Source organism: Bifidobacterium asteroides (assembly GCF_019469425.1).
GTDB lineage: Bacteria > Actinomycetota > Actinomycetes > Actinomycetales > Bifidobacteriaceae > Bombiscardovia > Bombiscardovia asteroides_I.
Genome location: NZ_CP048272.1, coordinates 228,271 through 247,788 on the forward strand (window position 1 = coordinate 228,271; position 19,518 = coordinate 247,788).

11 protein-coding genes, 1 tRNA gene and 1 pseudogene are annotated in these 19,518 nt (G+C 57.8%); 9 read left to right on the top strand and 4 right to left on the bottom strand.

The genetic code is table 11. From position 1 onward, the window contains the following. Positions 1-90: 90 nt before the first annotated feature. Positions 91-1,278 carry a glycoside hydrolase family 1 protein gene (locus GYM67_RS00855; protein WP_220236706.1) on the top strand — a complete coding sequence of 396 codons (1,188 nt, stop codon included), beginning with the start codon at positions 91-93 and terminating at the stop codon, positions 1,276-1,278. A gap of 85 nt (positions 1,279-1,363) precedes the next feature. Here the strand turns inward: GYM67_RS00855 and GYM67_RS00860 are convergent, their stop codons facing one another. The 3 genes from GYM67_RS00860 to GYM67_RS00870 all read right to left on the bottom strand — a co-directional run bounded on the left by GYM67_RS00860 (position 1,364) and on the right by GYM67_RS00870 (position 4,871). Beyond that, positions 1,364-3,253, bottom strand: a complete 1,890-nt coding sequence (locus GYM67_RS00860; protein WP_220236707.1) for a cellulase family glycosylhydrolase — start codon at positions 3,251-3,253, stop codon at positions 1,364-1,366. A gap of 402 nt (positions 3,254-3,655) precedes the next feature. Next, positions 3,656-3,728, bottom strand: a tRNA-Ala gene (locus tag GYM67_RS00865). Between the two features lie 315 nt (positions 3,729-4,043). Continuing rightward, positions 4,044-4,871 (bottom strand): IclR family transcriptional regulator, encoded by an 828-nt coding sequence (locus GYM67_RS00870; RefSeq protein ID WP_220236708.1) that lies wholly within the window; start codon positions 4,869-4,871, stop codon positions 4,044-4,046. A gap of 308 nt (positions 4,872-5,179) precedes the next feature. Between GYM67_RS00870 and GYM67_RS00875 the strand changes: the two genes are divergently transcribed. The 6 genes and pseudogenes from GYM67_RS00875 to GYM67_RS00895 all read left to right on the top strand — a co-directional run bounded on the left by GYM67_RS00875 (position 5,180) and on the right by GYM67_RS00895 (position 16,052). Further along, positions 5,180-6,565: an MFS transporter gene (locus GYM67_RS00875; RefSeq protein WP_220236709.1), complete on the top strand. Its 1,386-nt coding sequence runs from the start codon at positions 5,180-5,182 to the stop codon at positions 6,563-6,565. A 37-nt stretch (positions 6,566-6,602) separates the two neighbouring features. Next, positions 6,603-6,932, top strand: a pseudogene (locus tag GYM67_RS09480) (glycoside hydrolase family 78 protein); the annotation flags it as partial. Between the two features lie 99 nt (positions 6,933-7,031). After that, positions 7,032-9,482 (top strand): alpha-L-rhamnosidase, encoded by a 2,451-nt coding sequence (locus GYM67_RS00880; protein ID WP_220236710.1) that lies wholly within the window; start codon positions 7,032-7,034, stop codon positions 9,480-9,482. A 28-nt stretch (positions 9,483-9,510) separates the two neighbouring features. Next, positions 9,511-10,755: a glycoside hydrolase family 1 protein gene (locus GYM67_RS00885; RefSeq protein WP_220236711.1), complete on the top strand. Its 1,245-nt coding sequence runs from the start codon at positions 9,511-9,513 to the stop codon at positions 10,753-10,755. 87 nt (positions 10,756-10,842) lie between these two features. Continuing rightward, positions 10,843-12,882, top strand: coding sequence for an alpha-xylosidase (yicI, locus tag GYM67_RS00890; RefSeq protein WP_220236712.1), 2,040 nt, complete (start codon positions 10,843-10,845; stop codon positions 12,880-12,882). An 86-nt stretch (positions 12,883-12,968) separates the two neighbouring features. Further along, positions 12,969-16,052 carry a glycoside hydrolase family 3 N-terminal domain-containing protein gene (locus tag GYM67_RS00895; protein ID WP_220236713.1) on the top strand — a complete coding sequence of 1,028 codons (3,084 nt, stop codon included), beginning with the start codon at positions 12,969-12,971 and terminating at the stop codon, positions 16,050-16,052. A gap of 78 nt (positions 16,053-16,130) precedes the next feature. Here GYM67_RS00895 and GYM67_RS00900 read toward each other — a convergent pair whose 3' ends face one another. Next, a complete protein-coding gene (locus GYM67_RS00900) occupies positions 16,131-16,796 on the bottom strand; it encodes a DedA family protein (RefSeq protein WP_220236714.1) in 666 nt (221 codons plus the stop codon). Positions 16,797-17,605: 809 nt separating this feature from the next. Here GYM67_RS00900 and GYM67_RS00905 point away from each other — a divergent pair. After that, positions 17,606-18,361 carry an ABC transporter permease subunit gene (locus GYM67_RS00905; RefSeq protein ID WP_258561517.1) on the top strand — a complete coding sequence of 252 codons (756 nt, stop codon included), beginning with the start codon at positions 17,606-17,608 and terminating at the stop codon, positions 18,359-18,361. A gap of 29 nt (positions 18,362-18,390) precedes the next feature. After that, positions 18,391-19,341: a carbohydrate ABC transporter permease gene (locus GYM67_RS00910; RefSeq protein WP_220236715.1), complete on the top strand. Its 951-nt coding sequence runs from the start codon at positions 18,391-18,393 to the stop codon at positions 19,339-19,341. Positions 19,342-19,518 lie beyond the last annotated feature (177 nt).

Genomic DNA, 19,518 nt, shown 5'->3' on the forward strand with positions numbered 1-19,518 from the left:
GCGTCCCTGTCTGGAAGGTGCAGACAGGCCGGTTCAAAGGGCGATCCCGGCAGGGGTCGCCACCAAATCCAAGAAGGAAGGTACATTCACATGCCAACGCCTGCATACAACTTTCCGAAGGACTTCCTCTGGGGGGCGGCCACGGCTGCCCACCAGATAGAGGGCAACAATGTCAACGCAGACTGGTGGGAGCGTGAGCACCGGCCGGACAGCGACCTCAACGAGCCTTCGGGGGATGCCGACGACAGCTACAACCGTTATGCGGAGGACATATCCCTCCTGGCCGGCAACGGGTTGAATGCCTACCGCTTCTCGGTGGAGTGGGCCAGGGTGGAGCCTGAGGAGGGATTCTTCTCCCAGGCCCAGCTCCTGCACTACCGAGCCATGATCGACGCCTGCCTCCAGGCCGGGGTGACTCCTATGGTCACCCTGAACCACATGACCCTGCCCCGCTGGCTGGCCAGGCGAGGAGGCTGGCGCAATCCTGCCTCCGCAGACCTCTTCGGCCGGTACGTGGAGCACGTCATCCCCATTCTGGAAGGTGTCACCTGGGTCTGCACGATCAACGAACCCAATATGGTGGCTCTCACCCACGGGGGGCAGGAGGGCAGCGACATGGCCGCCGCCTCCTTGCCTGCCCCCGACCCTGTCATCTCCGGATTCCTGGTCAAGGCCCACAGGAAGGCTCGGGCAATCCTCTCCCGCCGACCGGCAATCAAGTCCGGTTGGACCATTGCCTGTCAGGATTTCCAGGCCCTGCCAGGCTGTGAGCAGGACATGGAAGAGTACCGCTACCCCCGCGAGGACTTTTTCACCCAGGCTGCACGAGGTGACGATTTCATAGGGGTACAGGCCTACCTGCGCACCTTCATCGGCCACGACGGTCCCCGACCAGTGCCGGAGGATGTGGAGAAGACGCTGACCGGCTGGGAGTATTACCCTGCCGCTCTGGGGGAGGCTGTGCGCCACACCTGGCGGATCGCCGAGCACACCCCCATTGTGGTCACCGAAAATGGAATCGCCACAGCCGATGACAGTCGGAGGATCGACTACACCTTCGGCGCCCTTGTTGGCCTTCATCGGGCCATGGATGAGGGCGTGCGTGTGGAGGGCTACCTCCACTGGTCCCTCCTGGACAACTACGAGTGGGGATCCTACAAACCCACCTTTGGTCTGGTCTCCGTGGACCATGAGACCTTCGAGCGTCACCCCAAGCCCTCCTTGGCCTGGCTGGGCCAGGTGGCCAGATCCGGCCTCCTGACCCATCCCCGAAGCTGATACGGGCACGAGCATGAACGCCCGGCCCCGAACCGACTTCGTATCGGTCCGGGGCCGGGCGCTGCACTACACACCGCTCTTGCCTTTATTGGTCGGCCGGGCGCGATGCCCCTGCCTGCACGGAGCCAGATGAAACGGTCATTGGGACGACGATCGAGGATCCGTTGAAGAACTCGATGGTCACTTCCACGGCTCCATCGGTCACGCTGGGGTCGGAGAAGAAGTTTCCACTCAGGGTGAAGGTGCCGGCCCTCCTGTCACTGGAGAAGGTGGAACCGGCCTGGAGATAAGACCACCAGGAAGAGTTGGGGCCGACGGACCGCCCGTATTCCTTGGCGGAGACCCTGCGGACGGTGTTCCCCCCATAATCCATGGGGAGTGTGATTCCGCTGCGCTGGCCCAGGGCGGGCGAGGAGACGGCCTGCCTGGCACGCACCAGATACTCATGCCAGTCGGCGCCGGCGGTGAATGTGAAGGTCAGATCAGCCAGCTGACCATAGGCGGGTGCCTTAGGGGCCGACAGGATCCGGTTGAGGTAGGAGGCGGTCAGGGTCACCGTCTGGGAGGATGCGTTGTAGGTGTAATCGGAACCGGCCTTGAGGCCCTTGACCGAGTTGAAGGAATTTCCGTTCAGGGTCAGGGGAATGGTCAGTCCCGATTGAGCCCCGGAATCAAGATAAATAGTGTCGGAGCCCGTAGCATAGGAGGAGGCAGCACCCATTGCTGCCTGGAGTTCGGCGCCAATCCGGGCACTCTTCCACCCATATGGGGCCTGACGTGAAATCATGGAACCGTTGTCCCAGAGCATGAGCCCAATTCCGTCTTGGCGGGCCATCTGGTTCATGTAGTCGTAGTACTTGAGTTCTTCGCCCTCCTGGAGCACGTCGCTGCCTGTGTCATAGCCCAGGAGGCCGTACTCGCCAATCACGGTGCCGATGCCTTGACTGGTCAGGTTGTCTTGGATGGTCTTGAAGGTGGCGGCGGCCGAGGTCCTGGCCGTGGTTGGGCGGCCCTGGTTATCGGTGCCTATCCTCTCGTCGAAGCCGGTGATCCCCAGGTTGGCGCTGTAGAGCCACTCGCTGTAGTAGTGGACCGTAGCCGCGAGGTACGGGTCGTTAAAGCCCTTGATCAGGGAGGCCAGATGCCTGGTGTACTCGTCCGAAGGGGTGGCAGAAGGGGTGGGCATGACGATCATGCGGTGCTCGTTGCCGGGCACGGAGCGGATGATGGTGCGCGCCTCCGTGTTCAATCTGTCCAACTTCTCCTGAGCGGACGGGTAGTCCCAGGTGTTGAACTGGGGCTCGTTGATGGTTTCGAAGGCCACCTTGTCCGACTCATCGGCGAAGGTCCGGGCTATCTGTTTCCAGAAATCCGAGAACATGACTTCCTCCTTGGCTCCGACCTGACCATTCCACTGCTTCAGCCAGATCCAGGAGTCGTGGTGGATGTTGACCAGGACGTGCATCCCCATTCCGGTCGCCTGGTCGACCACCTGGCGATACCGGTTGAGCCAATCCTGATTGATCAGGTAACGGTAGCCATCCTTGTTGGTCGAGCCCAGATCCTGGTATCGCCGGTAGACGGTCATTGGAATCCGGATGCTGGTGTAGCCCTTGTCCTTGACGGCCTTGAGCAGGTCAGGCGTCACCTTGGGATTCCCCCAAGCCTGTTCACCCTGATCAGGGGAGGACCAGTTGGTGTCCACCGCGTCGAAGGAATTGCCCAGGTTCCAACCCCTGCCCATCTCCTTGGCGAACTGAAGAGAGGGCGTCAGCCCGGTCTTCGATAGGATGGTTGTCGAGGCCGTGACGGTCTCTGGACTGGTTCCAGAGCGGGTTTGGGTGTCCGCGCTCGCCGCAGGTGCCAGGACTAGCCCCATGGCGGTCAGGGCCGTTGTGGCCGCAGCCAGGGCCGGACCCCACCCTGTCGTTCCCGTCTTGTCTTTCTTCGTGATAAATGATCTGAATCGCTCCATTGTCAATTCAATCCCCCGTTCCGTGACTAGGCAGGCTCTGCCTGCAGAGCAGGACCAGCCAGATGCATACAGTTGCATGGCACAATCCGTATTATGCCGCCTCAGCGAGCCTGCCAACTGTGGCAGAACCTCCTAAGAATATTGTAGTTCAATCATTAGAATAAGTGGCGGAGGCTTAGGTGCTCTGAGTCATGTTTGTGCCGAATGCCAGTTCGTCGGCGGAAGCAGGCGGGGGGACTGCACGTTGCGCACCGCCATCCCGCTCATCATGCCCGTCCATGGGTTCTCACGGTAACGGGAACTCACCTGGAAGAAACCGGACGAGCGATTATGAAAAAACAGATACAACTGATGAGCCGACTGAAAGGCCGAGCATGTATACCTGGAATCACTGTTGAAAAGTGGAGCTGAGGGTAGTCGAAACCCCGACCTCTTCGATGCGAACGAAGCGCTCTACCAACTGAGCTACAGCCCCATTCGTTGCTCGACCGCAGCCGAACAACAGAAGGTGATTTTAGCGCGTGCTCCGGTCAAACGCAATTCCTTCGGGTTGCCGGCAACGCGCTGTCGGGGATGACTATCGATTCATTCGTGATAGATTCACTCGTAGGCTTGCCTCTCTCCACGGCTTTTTCTTTTCTGTGATTGTGGTGAAGCATGGCTTACCCGATAGCTCAGACCTCTGATGCCTGATGCTGTTCCCCAAGGTCGGATGCGCCGCTGTGGTTCGTGCAGCAGATCGCCTTATCAGCGGGCATCCTCGGTATGAATTAACTGTGCATGCGGCATTTCAGACTTGGTCCCAAGGCGGCAGTATCCGTGACGTTTTGGGTCCGTTTACCCTTCTGGATATGGCAGTGGCCCCTGCCTTGATAAGCGGAACATAACGTTCCACTCTAGTGCTCCCAGCTGATAGAACGATGCTGACAGCCGCGATGACCGCGTTGGTCCTTCCGAAAATTGGCGCCGCAACCGAATGAACCGATGCGCCTGGGGTCTGAAGTACCGCGACACGGCGTTGGCGAATCAGAGCCAGCGAGGCCATCAGCTCATCAGAGGTGGGGCGGGGGATCTGCCAGGTAGGCCAGGTGAAGGTCCCGGTGTCCACTACCTGCCCGATGATGCCTGGCCCGGCATAGGCGAGCAAGGTCCGGCCCGCTGCTGTGGGGGCCAGGGGCAGTCGGTCGCCTATATGGTAGTAGATCGGTATGGGGTATTTGCCCTCTCTGCGATCAAGGATGACCATCTCCGTCCCATCCAGCGTGCCCAGCTGGATGTGCTGGTCTGTGGTCCTGTTTAGATCATCGAGAATCGGCGAGGCTGCCTCCCTGATGGAGAGCATTGGGCGGGCAAATTGAGCGATCTCCATGAGCTTTGGCCCGATGGAGTATCCTCCGCTTCTTTCGCGTATCAGGGCTCCGTGTTCGCACAGGCTCTTCAGCAGTCGGCTGGCGGTGCTGGCCGCCAGCCCTGTCTGCCGGGTGATCTGTGTAAGGGTCAGTGTGGGTTCGTCGGAAGTAAAGCAGTCGAGGATCGCGAATGTACGGTCCAGCACGCCGGTGCGTCTGTGCTTCCGGACCTCTGATTCCTGCTGATACATCATTGTGTACTCGGTCATCTTGCTTACAAGCTACGGCTCTAGGGAGGGCAAGGACGACGGAATTTCCACTCAGCGGAAGTCGGTTTCAAATCTGCGATGAAAAACCTATACAACAAAATCAACCCACAGGAGGCAGGCATGACGGATCACACGAGCCGGTGCGGACAGAGTCCGAGTTCCGTCCGTAATCCTGTCACCTGTGTCTGTCCAAAGTCCATGATTTATGGGTAGGTCAGTGCGGCGACGGGACTTGGGCGGGAGGTCAACGTTTCAAGGTCGAGTACGTCACGTCGGCCGATGGCAAGAAGTCCAAAGGAGGGCTTGCGATGAGCAATGCAGTTGAGCGAGACAGGGATCAGTCCCCGAATGGGCCCAAGGTCGGAGAACCTGCTGCTCCGGTGGATACGGTTGGGCCGTCAGAGCAGGCACATGCCAGTGTCGAAGATACCGATAAGGCAGTGCAGCCCAGTCGCGATCCTGGATATCTCCCACCTGAATTTCCCAACCCTCGCAAGACGATCGTCCTGGTGCTCATTGCGGCCATTGGCCTCTACATTATGAACATGAGCCTGGGCACGGCGCTGTCGCTGCATATCGCAGCGATCATGCCGGACAGGAAAGATTCGGTCTACAGCCATATAACCTCGGTGAGCACATTCCTCATGCTCTTCATGATGCCCCTGGCCGGCGCTCTGTCAGACCGTACAATCAGCCGCTTTGGTCGTCGCAGGCCCTGGATTCTGGGCGGACTGCTCTTTTCCATCGTCTGCGGGGCCGTGGTCGGTTTGTCCAGCAACGTCTGGGTGATGGGAGTCTTCTTCATCCTGTCGGCCATGGGCATGCAGTCGGCCTTCAATGCCTATTCGGTGATCGCTGTCGAAGGGCTGCCCGACAACCGTCGTGGCACGGTCATGGGTTTGATGGGCCTGTGCGGAGCCCTCGCTTTCTCGGTCGGTACTTATCTTACCGGTGCTCTGGTAGGCAATGGTCTTCTGCTGATGACGGTTCCAGTGCTGTTGGGCCTGGTTGCATCCCTTCCCCTGTTGCTGCTTTACAAGGATCCTGCCAAGACCAGGAGCGAGGTGCCGCCTATGAACGTGCAGAAATTCATAGGCACCTTCTTTGTCAACCCGAGGAAATACCCGAATTTCGGCTGGACCTGGCTATCGCGGTTCCTGGTCGGTCTGGCCATGGCCGCTATACAGTCCTATTTCATTTACTACCTGATCTCTGGACTGCATATCCCCCTGAATCAGGTAGGCAGCAAGGCTGGTTTCCTGACCTTGTGCTCGGCGCCTATTTCCATCATCTTCTTCACGGGCTCCGGATTCCTGACAGATCATTTGGGACGCAAGAAGCCCTTCGTGATATTGGCTTCCATCCTTATGGCGGCGGCCCTCTGCCTTGGTGCGACTTCTCACAATTTCACACAGTTCCTTATAGCATGGGAACTGTTCGCTGTGGGTCAGGCCATGTACTTGACCGTTGATCTGGCGCTGTGCGCGGCCGTCCTGCCTAACAGCGAGGACACTGGCAAGGACATGAGCGTTTTCGGGCTGGCAATCAACCTGTCCAGTGTGGTCGTTCTGGCTGCGGCCCCTATGATCATCAACACCGCTGGCGGGCACAACTACGGACTGCTTTGGTTTATCGCGGCGGCTCTGAGCCTTTGCAGCGTTCTTGCCATCCCGCTGATCAAGGGCGTGAAGTAGTAATCGGCCGAAAGGCAAGCAAGGAAGGGCATCGATAATGGTTGATTCGGCAAGGCTGGAAGTATCGCCGGTCCGGTTCGGGCACCGAGCTTGGACCGGTTGCGCATTGGGCTACGGCCAGCCTTGCCCGTCCTTGTCCTGGCGCTTGTTGAGGGCGCCTGAAGGCTGGAGGCAAGAAGATGCTGAAGTTGAGATCACTGATCATCACGGTCGTGTGAGCGTACATCGCCTGCATGTGGCGGATCAGATCTGTCTGCCCTGGCCCGGTGAGCCATTGGAGTCCCGAGAATCCGCCGCTGTAAGGGTCAGGGTCGCTGGCCAAGATGGCATCTGGTCGCCTTGGTCGGACACAGCATGGGTTGAATGCGGTCTCCTCTCTAACCAAGAGTGGTCGGGCTGTCCGGTGTCGCCAGATGATCCAGTCGGAAGAGCAGACCCAGCACCGGTGCTCTCCAGAATGTTTACTGTGGAAGGAACCTGTGCCAAGGCCCGGATTCATTTGACGGCAGGAGGTCTCTTTGTTGCTTATTTGGACGGTCAACGTATCGGTCAGGATCAGCTATGTCCGGGCTGGACCGATTACCGGCACCGAATCAATGCTTTGACCTACGATTTGACTGATGTACTGATGCCAGGCAGCCACCGGCTGGATGTCCTGTTGGGCAACGGCTGGTACCGGGGGCACCTAGGTTGGCAGCGCCTCACTGATTTCTATGGTGATCGCCTGTGGCTCATGGCCCAGCTGGAGTGGTTGGACAGTCGGGGGGAACAGGTCCTGAGCGGCGATGATCAATGGACCTGGCATCCCTCGCCGATAAGGTCGAATGACCTCTACGACGGCGAATGCAGGGATATGAGAATTCCCCTGCTGGAAGCCCAAGGAGCTGTACGCCCCGTACAACTGATGCCCATGCCCCACGCGCGCATCAGACCTCAGGAGGCCCCTCAGGCGCGGATCATTCGTCGTGTGCCAGGTCAGAAAATCATCACCACTCCATCAGGCCGAACAGTCATCGACTTCGGGCAGAACGTTGCCGGCTGGGTCCGTATGGTGGTCAGAGGAGGCAAGTCTGGCGACCGCCTGCGTCTGCGCCATGCCGAGGTCCTGGATCATGGGGAACTGGCTCTGAAACCCCTGCGCCGGGCAAAGGCCACCGACGAGTACATTCTCTCCGGCGCTGCCAACGAAATGGTCGAGCCTATGTTCACCCAGCATGGGTTCCGCTATGTGCAGGTGGAGGGCTTGGAGCCCGATGCCGATGTGAAGGCAGGTGATTTTCAAGCCTGCCTTATCTCGGCTGCCATGGAGCCCACTGCGTCCTTTACTTGTTCGGACGCCCGACTCAACCGTTTGTTCGAGAACGTCCGTTGGTCCACCATGGATAATTTCATCACCGTGCCCACCGACTGTCCACAAAGGGATGAGCGTCTGGGATGGACCGGAGACATCGCCATGTTCGCGCCATCCGCACTTGAGCTTTTCGATGCTGATGCCTTCCTCTCCTCCTGGCTGACTGACATGGCTAACAGCCAGGCAGAAGATGGGGGCATTCCACTGGTGGTCCCTGATGTTCTGGATGGACCTCGTCTGACCTGCGGATGGGGCGACGCATCGGTGCTGGTACCTTGGGCTCTTTACAGGGCGACTGGCGATGCAGACGTACTTCGCCGCTTTCTGCCCATGATGGACCGGTTCGTCGACGGAGTCCAGACTCTGACCCGTCGAGGCCTGTGGCAGGGAGGCTTTCAATTCGGCGATTGGCTGGATCCTGATGCGCCGGCGGACGAGCCCATGAAATCCAAAGCCAATCCCGACGTGGTCGCCACTGCTTTCGCTGCCCATTCGGCCGCTCTCGTTGCCCGGGCCCATGCCTGCTTGGGGCAAAGGACTGAGGAGCAACATTATCGGTCCTTGGCTGATGGCATGGCTCAGGGTTTTCGCGACGAATATGTCAGCCCGAATGGGCGCATTCTTTCGGATTGCCCCTCAGTCTATTCTTTTGCCTTGGATTGGAATCTGTTGGAGACCGACAGACAACGTCAAGGAGCGGGCGAACGCCTGGCGGATCTGGTAAGAGCCAGCGGATTCCGTATTTCCACCGGATTCTTGGGCACGCCGTTCATATGCCAGGCGCTGACCATCAGCGGACATGCCGACCTGGCTGTCCGGATGGTCCTTCAAAACCATTGCCCTGGCTGGCTATACCAGGTGGATATGGGCGCTACCACGGTTTGGGAACGGTGGGATTCAATGCTGCCCGATGGGTCAATCAACCCTAATGGCATGACCTCCTTCAACCATTACGCTCTGGGTTCTGTGGTCTCCTGGCTGATTCAGGGGCTGGCTGGCCTGCGTATGGATGCGGCCGGTTGGCGCAAGGTCACTGCAGCTCCACTGATAATCCCGCAGCTTTCATTCGCTGAACTCCGTCTGGTAACCCCATACGGGCCGGTGAATCTGTCCTGGCAGCGCCAGGATTCCAGCGCCGCTGTCGATGTGCATTTGTCGCTGCCGGTCGGCGTCAGTGCGACTCTGGCATTGCCAGGGGGCGTCAGTGGTCGTTGCGACCATGGCGATTATTCCTGGACCCTGCCGGATCCTAACGCCAGAGCGAAGAGGCAAACTCGGATTAGCGCCATACGCGACCTGATTGATGCCCCCGATCTGCTGGCTGATCTGATCCGGACCTTGTTGGCCACTGACTCTCCTTCCTACAGAGGCAGTCAGGCCGATCTCAGCTTTTGCGCCGCTGCAAAACCTTGGCTGGATGCTCCTGTCGACGAACTTCCTCAGGTCGCATCACAGCAGGGTTTCCTCCTGGATGCTGAAGCCATCGAGAGTGCTGTAGCCGGATTTCTGCAGAGGCATGGGCTTGTCACAGCAGGACAGGCCAAGAACCAGGATTTTGATCAATGATTGATTTGAAGCAAGAGGAGGGGCAACCGTGGCAAGAGTGTTTCCTGATCATTTTCTTTGGGGAGTTTCCACAGCCGGGCACCAGGTGGATGGAGGCGACACCACATCCGATATCAGCTTTCTGGAGCATGTGCAACCGACGGTTTTCAAGGAACCGGCAGGGTCGGCTTGCAAGAGCTGGGAGCGCTGGCAGGATGATTTGGACCTGGTTGCGGGCATAGGCTTGAATGCCTACAGGTTTTCGGTGGAATGGGCGCGTATAGAACCTGAGGAAAAGGTCGTGGACCAATCCGCTCTGGACCATTACGACCGCATGGTCGACGGGTGTCTGGAGCGTGGCATCATCCCGTTGATTACTCTCAGCCATTTCGCCTGTCCGCAATGGTTCGGTGCCAAGGCAGGCTGGTTTAATCCTGATGCCCCCTCCTTATTTGCCGATGAGTGCATAAGGGTCCTGAAGGTCCTGGGTGATCGGGTGGCCATGGCTGTAACATTTAATGAACCCAATCTGCCCAGGGTCCTCAGCACTGGTGCTCTATCTGTCCAGGCTGTTGAAGCCCAGCGTCGATGCTTGGAAGCAGCCAGCCGCAAGGCTGGCGTCGAGCGTTATCGTGTTGGTAATGTGGTGATTCCCGATGAAGTCGAGCAATTGGAGCTGGGCTTCCGGAATGCTCATGCTTGCGCGGTGAAAGCAATACGTTCCCAGTGCCCGAACCTGCCAGTCGGCCTGTCTCTGGCGGTCATTGACGAGAGCTATGTCAGTGAGAAGGGTAAGTCCCTGGCTCAGGCCCGAAGAGATGCCTGTTATCGGCCTTGGATCCGGGCCGTTCAAGGTGATGACTTCATTGGGGTGCAAAACTATGAACGCGAAACCATGGGCGATCAAGGTCCACTGGCAACTCCGAAAGGGGTCGATATCAGCGAATCCGGTGCACCGGTCTGTGCTGGCTCTTTGGTCAATGCCCTGATCTACATACGGGAGCTGATCGGTCTACCCGTCCTAGTGACCGAGCACGGGGTATGCACCGGCGATGACCAGGTGCGTTCCCGCTTCATCAGCAGGTCTCTGCCGCCCCTAGTGGATCTGGCGCGCGATGGCTTTCCGCTCCTGGGGTACTTCCACTGGTCCCTGCTGGATAACTTCGAGTGGATCAGCGGATATGACATGCATTACGGTCTGTGTTCTGTGGACCGGTCAGGCGGCACCTATGACCGGATCCCCAAGGGTAGCGCCCAGACTTACCGAAAGCTGGTGGCTCAGACGGTGATTTGAGCAGCCCGTAGGCAGGCTCTGGCATCTTCAGATGAGCATCTGTAGTAACCCGACAATGAAGCAACGAAGCAAGCAAAGGAGCAAACCATGAAGTTTCTAGATGGCATGTGGATGGTCAAAAAAGGCTTTGATGTCCGTTACGCGGCCAATGTCTACCAGGCCAAGATCGAACCTAGAAAGCTTACCCTGTACTGTCCGTACGGTTGGCCCATCCATGAGGCTGGGCAAACGGTCGATGGCGGCATCATGACCATTGAGATAACCAGCCCCAGGACTGACATCATCACTACGCGTCTGATCAATTACCGGACGGATCGAAGCCATTGTCCGGCCTTCGGCCTGAATGCGACCGATCCGGATGTTATCATCAATGAAGATGATCAGGGTTGGACTTTCACTTCCGGACGCCTGAGTTTGAAAGTCGACAAGGGTGACTTCCCTTCGTTCAAATATTCTTTCGATGGCAAGGTTATAACCAGTACCGGCTTCCGCTCCAAGGGCATGGTGGTCAATCCCCAAGGTAAGGTCTTCATGTCCGACCAGATGGATCTGGCGGTCGGCGAGAAGATCTATGGCCTGGGCGAGCGCTTCACCAGTTTCGTCAAGAACGGCCAAAGTGTCGATATCTGGAATGCCGACGGAGGCACCGATACCGATCAGGCCTATAAAAACATCCCCTTTTATTTGAGCAATAAAAACTACGGACTCTTCGTCGACAGTCCTGACGAGGTCTCGTTCGAGGTTGGGTCGGAACGCGTCACCAGGGTCCAGTTCTCTGTGCCGGGTCAGGAGCTGGCCTATAGCGTCATCGGCGGCACAGACCTTAAATCCGTGCTGAACACCTACACTGATTTGACTGGGAAGCCGCCTCTGGTGCCCGACTGGAGCTTCGGTTTGTGGCTGTCGACCTCATTCACCACTGATTACGATGAGAAGACCGTGATGGAGTTCGTGGATGGCATGACCCAGCGAGACATCCCTTTGAGCGTCTTCCATTTTGACTGTCGGTGGATGAAGGAACTTGAGTGGAGCAACTTTATCTGGGACCCGGACAAGTTCCCTGATCCTGAGAGAATGTTGGCCAGGCTTCACGACCGCGGGCTGAAGGTCTGTGTTTGGATCAACCCTTACATAGGCCAGAAGTCGCCGCTCTTCGACGAAGGTGCTGCCAAAGGCTACTTCATCAGGAAAACCGATGGCCAAGTCTGGCAGTGGGACAAGTGGCAGGCGGGCATGGCCATTGTGGACTTTACCAATCCTGAGGCCACCGCCTGGTATCAAGGCAAGCTCAGGCACCTTATGGACCAGGGCGTGGATTGCTTCAAGACTGATTTCGGCGAGCGAATTCCTGCTGAAGGTGTCGTTTTCCACGACGGTTCGGATCCGCACATCATGCACAACTACTACAGCTACCTTTACAACAAGGCGGTCTATGATCTGGTTGCCCAGGTCAAGGGCGTCGACCAGGCCATCCTCTTCGCTCGCTCGGCCACGGCGGGGTGTCAGCAGTTCCCTGTGCATTGGGGCGGCGATTGCTGGTCCAACTATCCGTCCATGGCCGAATCCCTCCGGGCCGGCTTGTCCTTCGGCATGTCGGGCTTCGGCTACTGGAGTCATGATATCGCAGGATTCGAGGACAAGCCCACCCCTGACCTGTATAAGCGTTGGACCCAGTTCGGTCTTCTTTCCTCCCACTCTCGTTATCATGGATCCCGGGAGTACAAGGTGCCTTGGCTTTACGGCGACGAGGCTGTGGACGTGGCCCGAGAATTCACCAAGCTCAAACTCAAGTTGGTTCCTTACCTCAAAAAGATGGCCATGGAGACCCATGAGACTGGACTGCCCATGATGCGGGCTATGGTTCTTGAATTCCAGAACGATCCCACCTGCGAGGACATTGACACTCAATACATGCTGGGTGATGACATCCTGGTGGCCCCCATTTTCTCTGAGGATGGCAGCGCTCGCTTCTACGTGCCGGATGCCGGCGGCGACCAGTCAGGAAAGCCTTGGACTAATCTTCTCACTCACAAGAGCTATGAGCCAGGCCGTTGGTATGAGGAGACCTACGACTACCACACGCTGCCGGTTCTGGTTCGACCCGGTACGGATCCATTGGCTGTCTGAGCTCAGCCGCCCGTCGGTTTCTCGCTTTCACTGCGGGAATCGGCGGGATGGGCGTTTATTCACATTACTAGGCAAGGGAGGGTCCTATGAATAGAAAGATTGATGGCAGGCTGTGTCGATCTGGTTCCGGAGAAAAGGCCCGGTCGGTTCTGGCAGTGGCCCTGCCCTTGGTCATGGGAGCTGGGAACGTGGCTGGAAAACTGTTCGCTAACGTTTTGGACAGTTACCTTGGCCCAGGACAATTAAGAATTGACAGAGCTCCGGGGACCCATGGCTGGGACGCAAGGTACTACCAGCCTGTCACAGATTCGCTCCAGACGGCCAAGGCTGCCAGCGACCATGTCTCCCAGGAGATGGCCAACGAAGGCATCGTGCTTCTCAAGAACAAGGATCTCCTGCCCTTGCAGGAAGGTACCTGTATTACGCCTTTTGGCAGGGCCTATCTGGATCCAGCCTACGCTGGGACTGGGGCTGCCGCGACGGCCGACCGGGACCGGGTGACCCCGGCCCAGGCCCTTGCCCGGCATTTTTCAATTGACGAGAGCGCCTGCCGTGCCATGCAATCGGCTAAGACCTCCTATCCTAAAGCAGCTGCGGGCACCAGGCCCTTGGATGCCGACAGGAATTCCCTTCAGGCGGTCATGGACAAGGGCCGATCAGCCCAGATCCCGGAATATGATCCATCCATTTATAGGAACTTGGAAGAGTGGGTCACCGGAACGGTGGGACTGGTAATGATAAGGAGGGACGGGTCGGAAGGCATTGACAAACGGACAGAGCCCTATGAGGACGGGACCCGCCACTATCTGGCTCTGACCAAGGCTGAGCTGGATACCATCGACGCGGCTAAGCGGCTCTGCGGCGCAGTAGTGGTGGCTCTGAACACGGCCAACCCGATAGAGCTCAGTCCGTTGATGGGCGGCCCTCATGAAGTCGACGCCATCCTGTGGATCGGAACGGTCGGATCACGAGGATTTGACTCCTTCAGCGACATTCTGGCCGGCGCGGTCAACCCATCGGGAAGGACGACCGATACCTACCCCACCGATTTCACTGCAGATCCTACTTTTGCTGACTTCGGTGAGTTCCACTACAACAACGCCTCTGTTACCGATCGGACCCTTATCGGCGATTTGGTGCCCCATGGCGGCTTCGGAACCATCGACAGGCCTTTTGTCGAATACCGGGAAGGCATCTACCTGGGATACCGGTATTATGAGACCGCAGCCCTTGAAGACTCGGAGTTCAGTTATGGACAACTGGACGGCAAAGGAGCAGTGGAGTCGCCGGGCGCCGTAGCATATCCTTTCGGCTATGGCCTGAGCTATACCAGCTTCCGACAGACGCTTGACCGTGTGCACCTGCGCGATGACGGCTTCATTGAAGCAAGAGTGAGTGTAACCAACATCGGTTCGCGACCGGGCAAGGACGTGGTGGAGCTATATTATTCGGCTCCTTATACCGAGCATGACAGAGCAGAGCATATCGAGAAATCCGCCACAGTCCTGGCTGCCTTCGCCAAAACCGGGACCCTTGAGCCCGGAGGCAGCCAAGAGGTTATACTCGCCTTTCTGCGTGATGACATGGCTTCATATGACTATCATCATGCCAACGAAGACGGCACCATTGGTGCCTATGTACTTGAGGCGGGCGACTATACGATCCAGCTGAAGGCCAATGCTCACGATCTGATCGACTCGGCCACGGTAACAGTTGATTGCACTCAGATTTTTCAAGGGCAGCATCTTCCGGCGGGCGACCGTCTGGCGCAGTCCTCGCTTGATGACGAGGGAAGACCCATGTGCAAGCCGGAGTCGGGCACATGGAGGCCGATCAGCAACCACTTCGAAAGCCTGAACGCCTACATGGATGATCCCTCAGTGGTGCAGCTGACGCGGAGCGATTGGAGAGGAAGCCAGCCGCGACCTATTCCAAAGCGCACCAAGGCTGCCCCTCAGTCTGCCTTGGACGAGTTCAGACGGTATGAACGGTTTGATCCCCGCCGCGACCCGATGCTGGGCAATGGGAAGACCAGTCAGGTCCATTGCGACCAGGATCCGGTCAGTGGCAGTAAGAACCGTTTGTCGCTGATCGATCTGCGGGCCAAATCTTACGCTGATCCGGGCTGGCAGCAGCTTCTGGATCAGATCGACTGGAAAAAGGACAGGAGCGATATCCAACAGCTGCTGTTCATGGCCGCCTACCAGACCAAGGATCTTTTCTCTCTGGGCAAGCCCATGACCGTCGACAAGGACGGGGCCATGGGCTGGAGTATCAAGGGAGCATCTTCCTGGGCCGGAGCCAATGTGATGGGCGCCACCTGGAACACGGACCTTCTTCGGCGTATGGGCTCCTGCCTGGGCGAGGAGGCGCTGCATGCCGGGCTGAATGGATGGTACGCGCCTGGCGTCAACATACACCGTTCCCCCTTTGCCGGGCGCGTCTACGAATTCTATTCCGAGGACGGTCTCCTGTCCGGCAAGCTGGCGGCCGCCTGCATTCAGGGGGCTGGGGATAAGGGCGTGTTCAGCTACCTCAAGCACATGGCGCTCAACGATCAGGAAAGCTTCCGCTCAGAGGGGCTGGCCACCTGGGCCAATGAACAGGCGATTCGGGAGATCTACCTCAAACCCTTCCAGATCGCTTGCCGGGAAGCCGTCACTGCCGTGCCCTACCTGGATGCCGAGGGTAAACGGCATAGGAAGGTCATGCGAGCTGCGACCGGGATCATGTCTGCGCAGAACCTGATTGGAGGTGTCATTGGTTTCGGCCACCGGGGCATGCTCACGGATATTCTGCGTGGCGAATGGAACTTTCATGGGGCGGTCATCACCGACCTCTTCCTGTCCAAGTCCCATGCGGAGCGAGACCTGGCCTTGCGTGCCGGCAGCGACATGTACATGATCCAGACACCGGGATTCAATGCCGAGGATTATGACAGCCCGACTGCGAGGGCCGTCATGCGTCAGGCCATCCATCGGATACTCTATATGACGGTCAATTCCAATGCCATGAACGGGGTTCCCCCTCGGTCGCGTCTCGACGTGTCGCCAAGTCCCTGGAAAATTGGCCTGATTGCAGCGGATGCGGTGGCCGTCCTGGCGGAAGGGGTCCTGCTGTCAGGAGGATTCCTGCTAAGACGCCATACTCATGGTCGGCGCGGGAGGTAACAATCATCCTGCCTTATATTGCCTGGAGGAGATCTGACATCGACATGCGCACTGGACAAGGTTGCCCGACGGATGTGCTTATTCCGACGCGTTCTCGCGTTTTTTGCCGAATCGGGCCTTGAGCAGGCCGATGACCGTGGGTAGAACCGATATGAGCAGAATAAGGATGATGACCAGTTCGAAATGCTCTTGGACGGCCGTGATGCCACCGAAGAAGTAGCCCAGGAGGGTGAAGAGGGTAGACCAGACCAGGCCTCCAAGAACGCTGAAGGGGGTGAACCGGCTCCACTTCATTCCTGAGATTCCCGAGATGAAGGGCATGAAGGTTCTGATGAAGGGGAAGAAGCGGCCCAAGAAAACGGCCAAGGGTCCCCACTTATCTATCATCCCCTCTGTTTTGGCCAGCCGCTCCGGGGTCAGGGCCTTCACTCTGCCTGACCTGATAATGGCCCGTCCGAAAAAGTGCCCTATGAAGTAGTTGCTCTGGTCGCCGAGGATCGGGGCCAAACAGACGACGGGCAGGAGGATATCCAATGCCATTCCGCTGGTGGGGTCGTGTGCGAAGACGCCGGCAGCGAATAGGAGGGAATCACCGGGCAGAAAGGGCATGAAGACCACGCCCGTCTCGATGAAGACGATCAGGAAGATGAATGCATATGTGGGCACCAGTCCCATGGCAATCCACCCCGCGATGGCGCTGCGCGGATCTTTGAGTAGGTTGATGAGCCAGTGTATGAATCCCATTTGTCAAAGACCGTCCTGTTATGTTGAAACACGAACCGTTTCAAACTGTAACAAGTCTGGTTCACGGCAGGCTGGTCTTTACCAGACCCTTGCGAGGAAGACACAACCATCGGCCGGCACTGGGCCTGTGAGGGGGAGGGCAGGTTATTCCCACGGCGTCTTATTCACAACGGTGTCTTATTCATTGGAACGGCAACGACCGTTGTCCATCGTCGAAGCCGTCATCGATAACTCCGGTCCAGCCAGGTCGTTGGGTTCTCCTGACGGGCGGGTGGAAGGCAGCCGTTTTTCATGGGTTGCTGTCCGCGGATGCCCTGCCTGACAGACCTGCTGAAGTGATAGCAAGAGGCGTTTCCTATTTGCGATTAATGGGATTTCCCTGCTAGTCTAATTAGCAAAAGAAGAATTGTTAGTTTAATATCCTATTTACGAGACTTTGGGAAGACCAAAGTGGGAATACATGGCTGTATTCCATGTGACCATGTACCGCACTCGAAGAAGCGAAGTAGCTGACCGAAGGAGGAAGGGTGCAGGTTAATCATCAAGATGTTAGCGTCGTCTCGGACCGGACCGTCGGGTCTTCCGCGTCCGAAGCGACGCTGTCCCGTGGTGCGCAAGCGCCCGCCCCGAAGAGGAAGAGACGATTTCCGGGGAGGGCAGAGTCCTCTAAGCGCCAGAGTTTCAATCTCTGGCTCCTCATCGTTCCCCTTCTCATTTTCGTAGTCCTCTTCAGCTATCTGCCTCTGTTCGGGTGGGTTTACGCCTTCTTCGACTACCAGCCCCCGATCCCTCTGTCGAAGAGCAAATTCGTGGGCCTCCAGTGGTTCGAGATGATGATCCAGAACCCCGCCCAGCTCCGTGCGGTCTGGCAGGTGCTCATCAACACCTTCGCAATCAGCGGCCTGAATATCCTGACCAGCATGTTCCCCCTCTTCTTCGCCATCGCCCTCAACGAGATAAAGGCCCGTTGGTTCAAGAACGTCATCCAGACTTTGACTACCCTGCCCAACTTCATCAGCTGGGTCCTGGTCTACGCCGTGGCATTCGCCATGTTCTCCTCCTCCGGCATGGTCAACGAGACCCTGATGAACCTCCACCTGATCACAGACCCCATAAAGTTCCTTGATTCCGACTCGCACACCTGGCTGAAGATGCTGGCCTGGAGTCTGTGGAAGGGGCTGGGCTGGGGGTCCATCATGTACTTGGCGGGCATCGCAGGCATTGATCCGGAGCTTTACGAGGCCGCCGAAGTGGACGGCGCCAACCGGTTCCAGCAGATCATCCATGTGACGATTCCGCAGTTGATGCCCATCTACTTCGTTCTCCTGCTCCTGTCGGTTTCCAACTTCCTGAACAATGGGATGGACCAGTACTTCGTCTTCCAGAACGCCTTCAACCTCAAGCACATCCAGGTGCTTGACCTCTATGTCTACAACGTGGGCATGGGCCAGAACAGCCTCTCTCTCGCTACTGCCATATCCATGCTGAAATCCCTGGTCAGCGTAGTCCTTTTACTGAGTGTCAACACACTGTCCAAACGTGTGCGCGGCGAGTCGATCATCTGAGGTCCCAAGCGGAAAAGGAGAGCTGAAATATGAGTGACGCCATCGATACATCCGCCAAGACCCTGGACGGGTCCCATCTGATTCGCAGATCAGGGGGAGAGAAGGTCTACAATGTTTTCAACATTGCCTTCTTTATCCTCTTCGCCTTCATCTGTGCATATCCCTTCTACTACCTGATCATCAACAGCATCTCCGACAATGATGCGAGTGCGGCTGGTGATGTCAACTGGATCCCCAAGGGCTTCCACCTGGAGAATTACAAGGCCGTATTCAAGCTGGAGGGCCTGGGGGATGCTGCCATGGTCTCTCTGGGGCGTACCGTGATCGGCACGGCCCTGACCGTCATGGCCAGCGCCTTCCTGGGCTTTATGTTCACTCAGAAGAAGATGTGGCACCGGTCCTTCTGGTATCGGTTCGTCATCATCACCATGTACTTCAATGCCGGCCTGATTCCCATGTTCATTACGATGAAGAACCTGGGTCTGACCAACAACTTCTGGGTGTACATCCTGCCGGCCATCGTGCAGCCCTTCAACATCATCCTGGTGAAGACCTACATCGAATCCATCCCCTCCTCCCTCCAGGAGGCGGCCGAGGTGGACGGCGCCGGCACCCTGACCGTCTTCAGAAAGATAATACTGCCCATGTGCACGCCGATCCTGGCCACGGTGGCCATCTTCTCGGCCGTGGGCCAGTGGAATTCCTTCCAGGACACCCTGCTTTACATGTCGGATTTCAAGCTCTACTCCCTGCAGTATGTGCTCTACCTCTACATCAACCAGGCAGCCGCTTTGGCTTCCTCGGTCAAGGCCAGCGGCACGGGCAGCGCTCTGAATGCGGCCGCCATGGCCACACAGCAGACCCCGACCTCGATCCGCATGACTGTCGCTGTGATCGTGGTCCTGCCCATCCTCTTCGTCTATCCTTTCTTCCAGCGTTACTTCGTCAAGGGCATGATGCTCGGCGCCGTCAAGGGGTGAACCGTACGCCCTCCCGCAAGACGGCATTCGGCCGGGATGGCATTCGGACGGACCCGCCAGTGGGAGACGTTAGTGGGGCGGATGGTTCCGGCCGATCGAGAAGGGAAAACGGAACGGGGGAGCCGACCCCTTCCTAAGCGGGGCAGATCATTCCGGAAGGACCAAGCAACAACAATC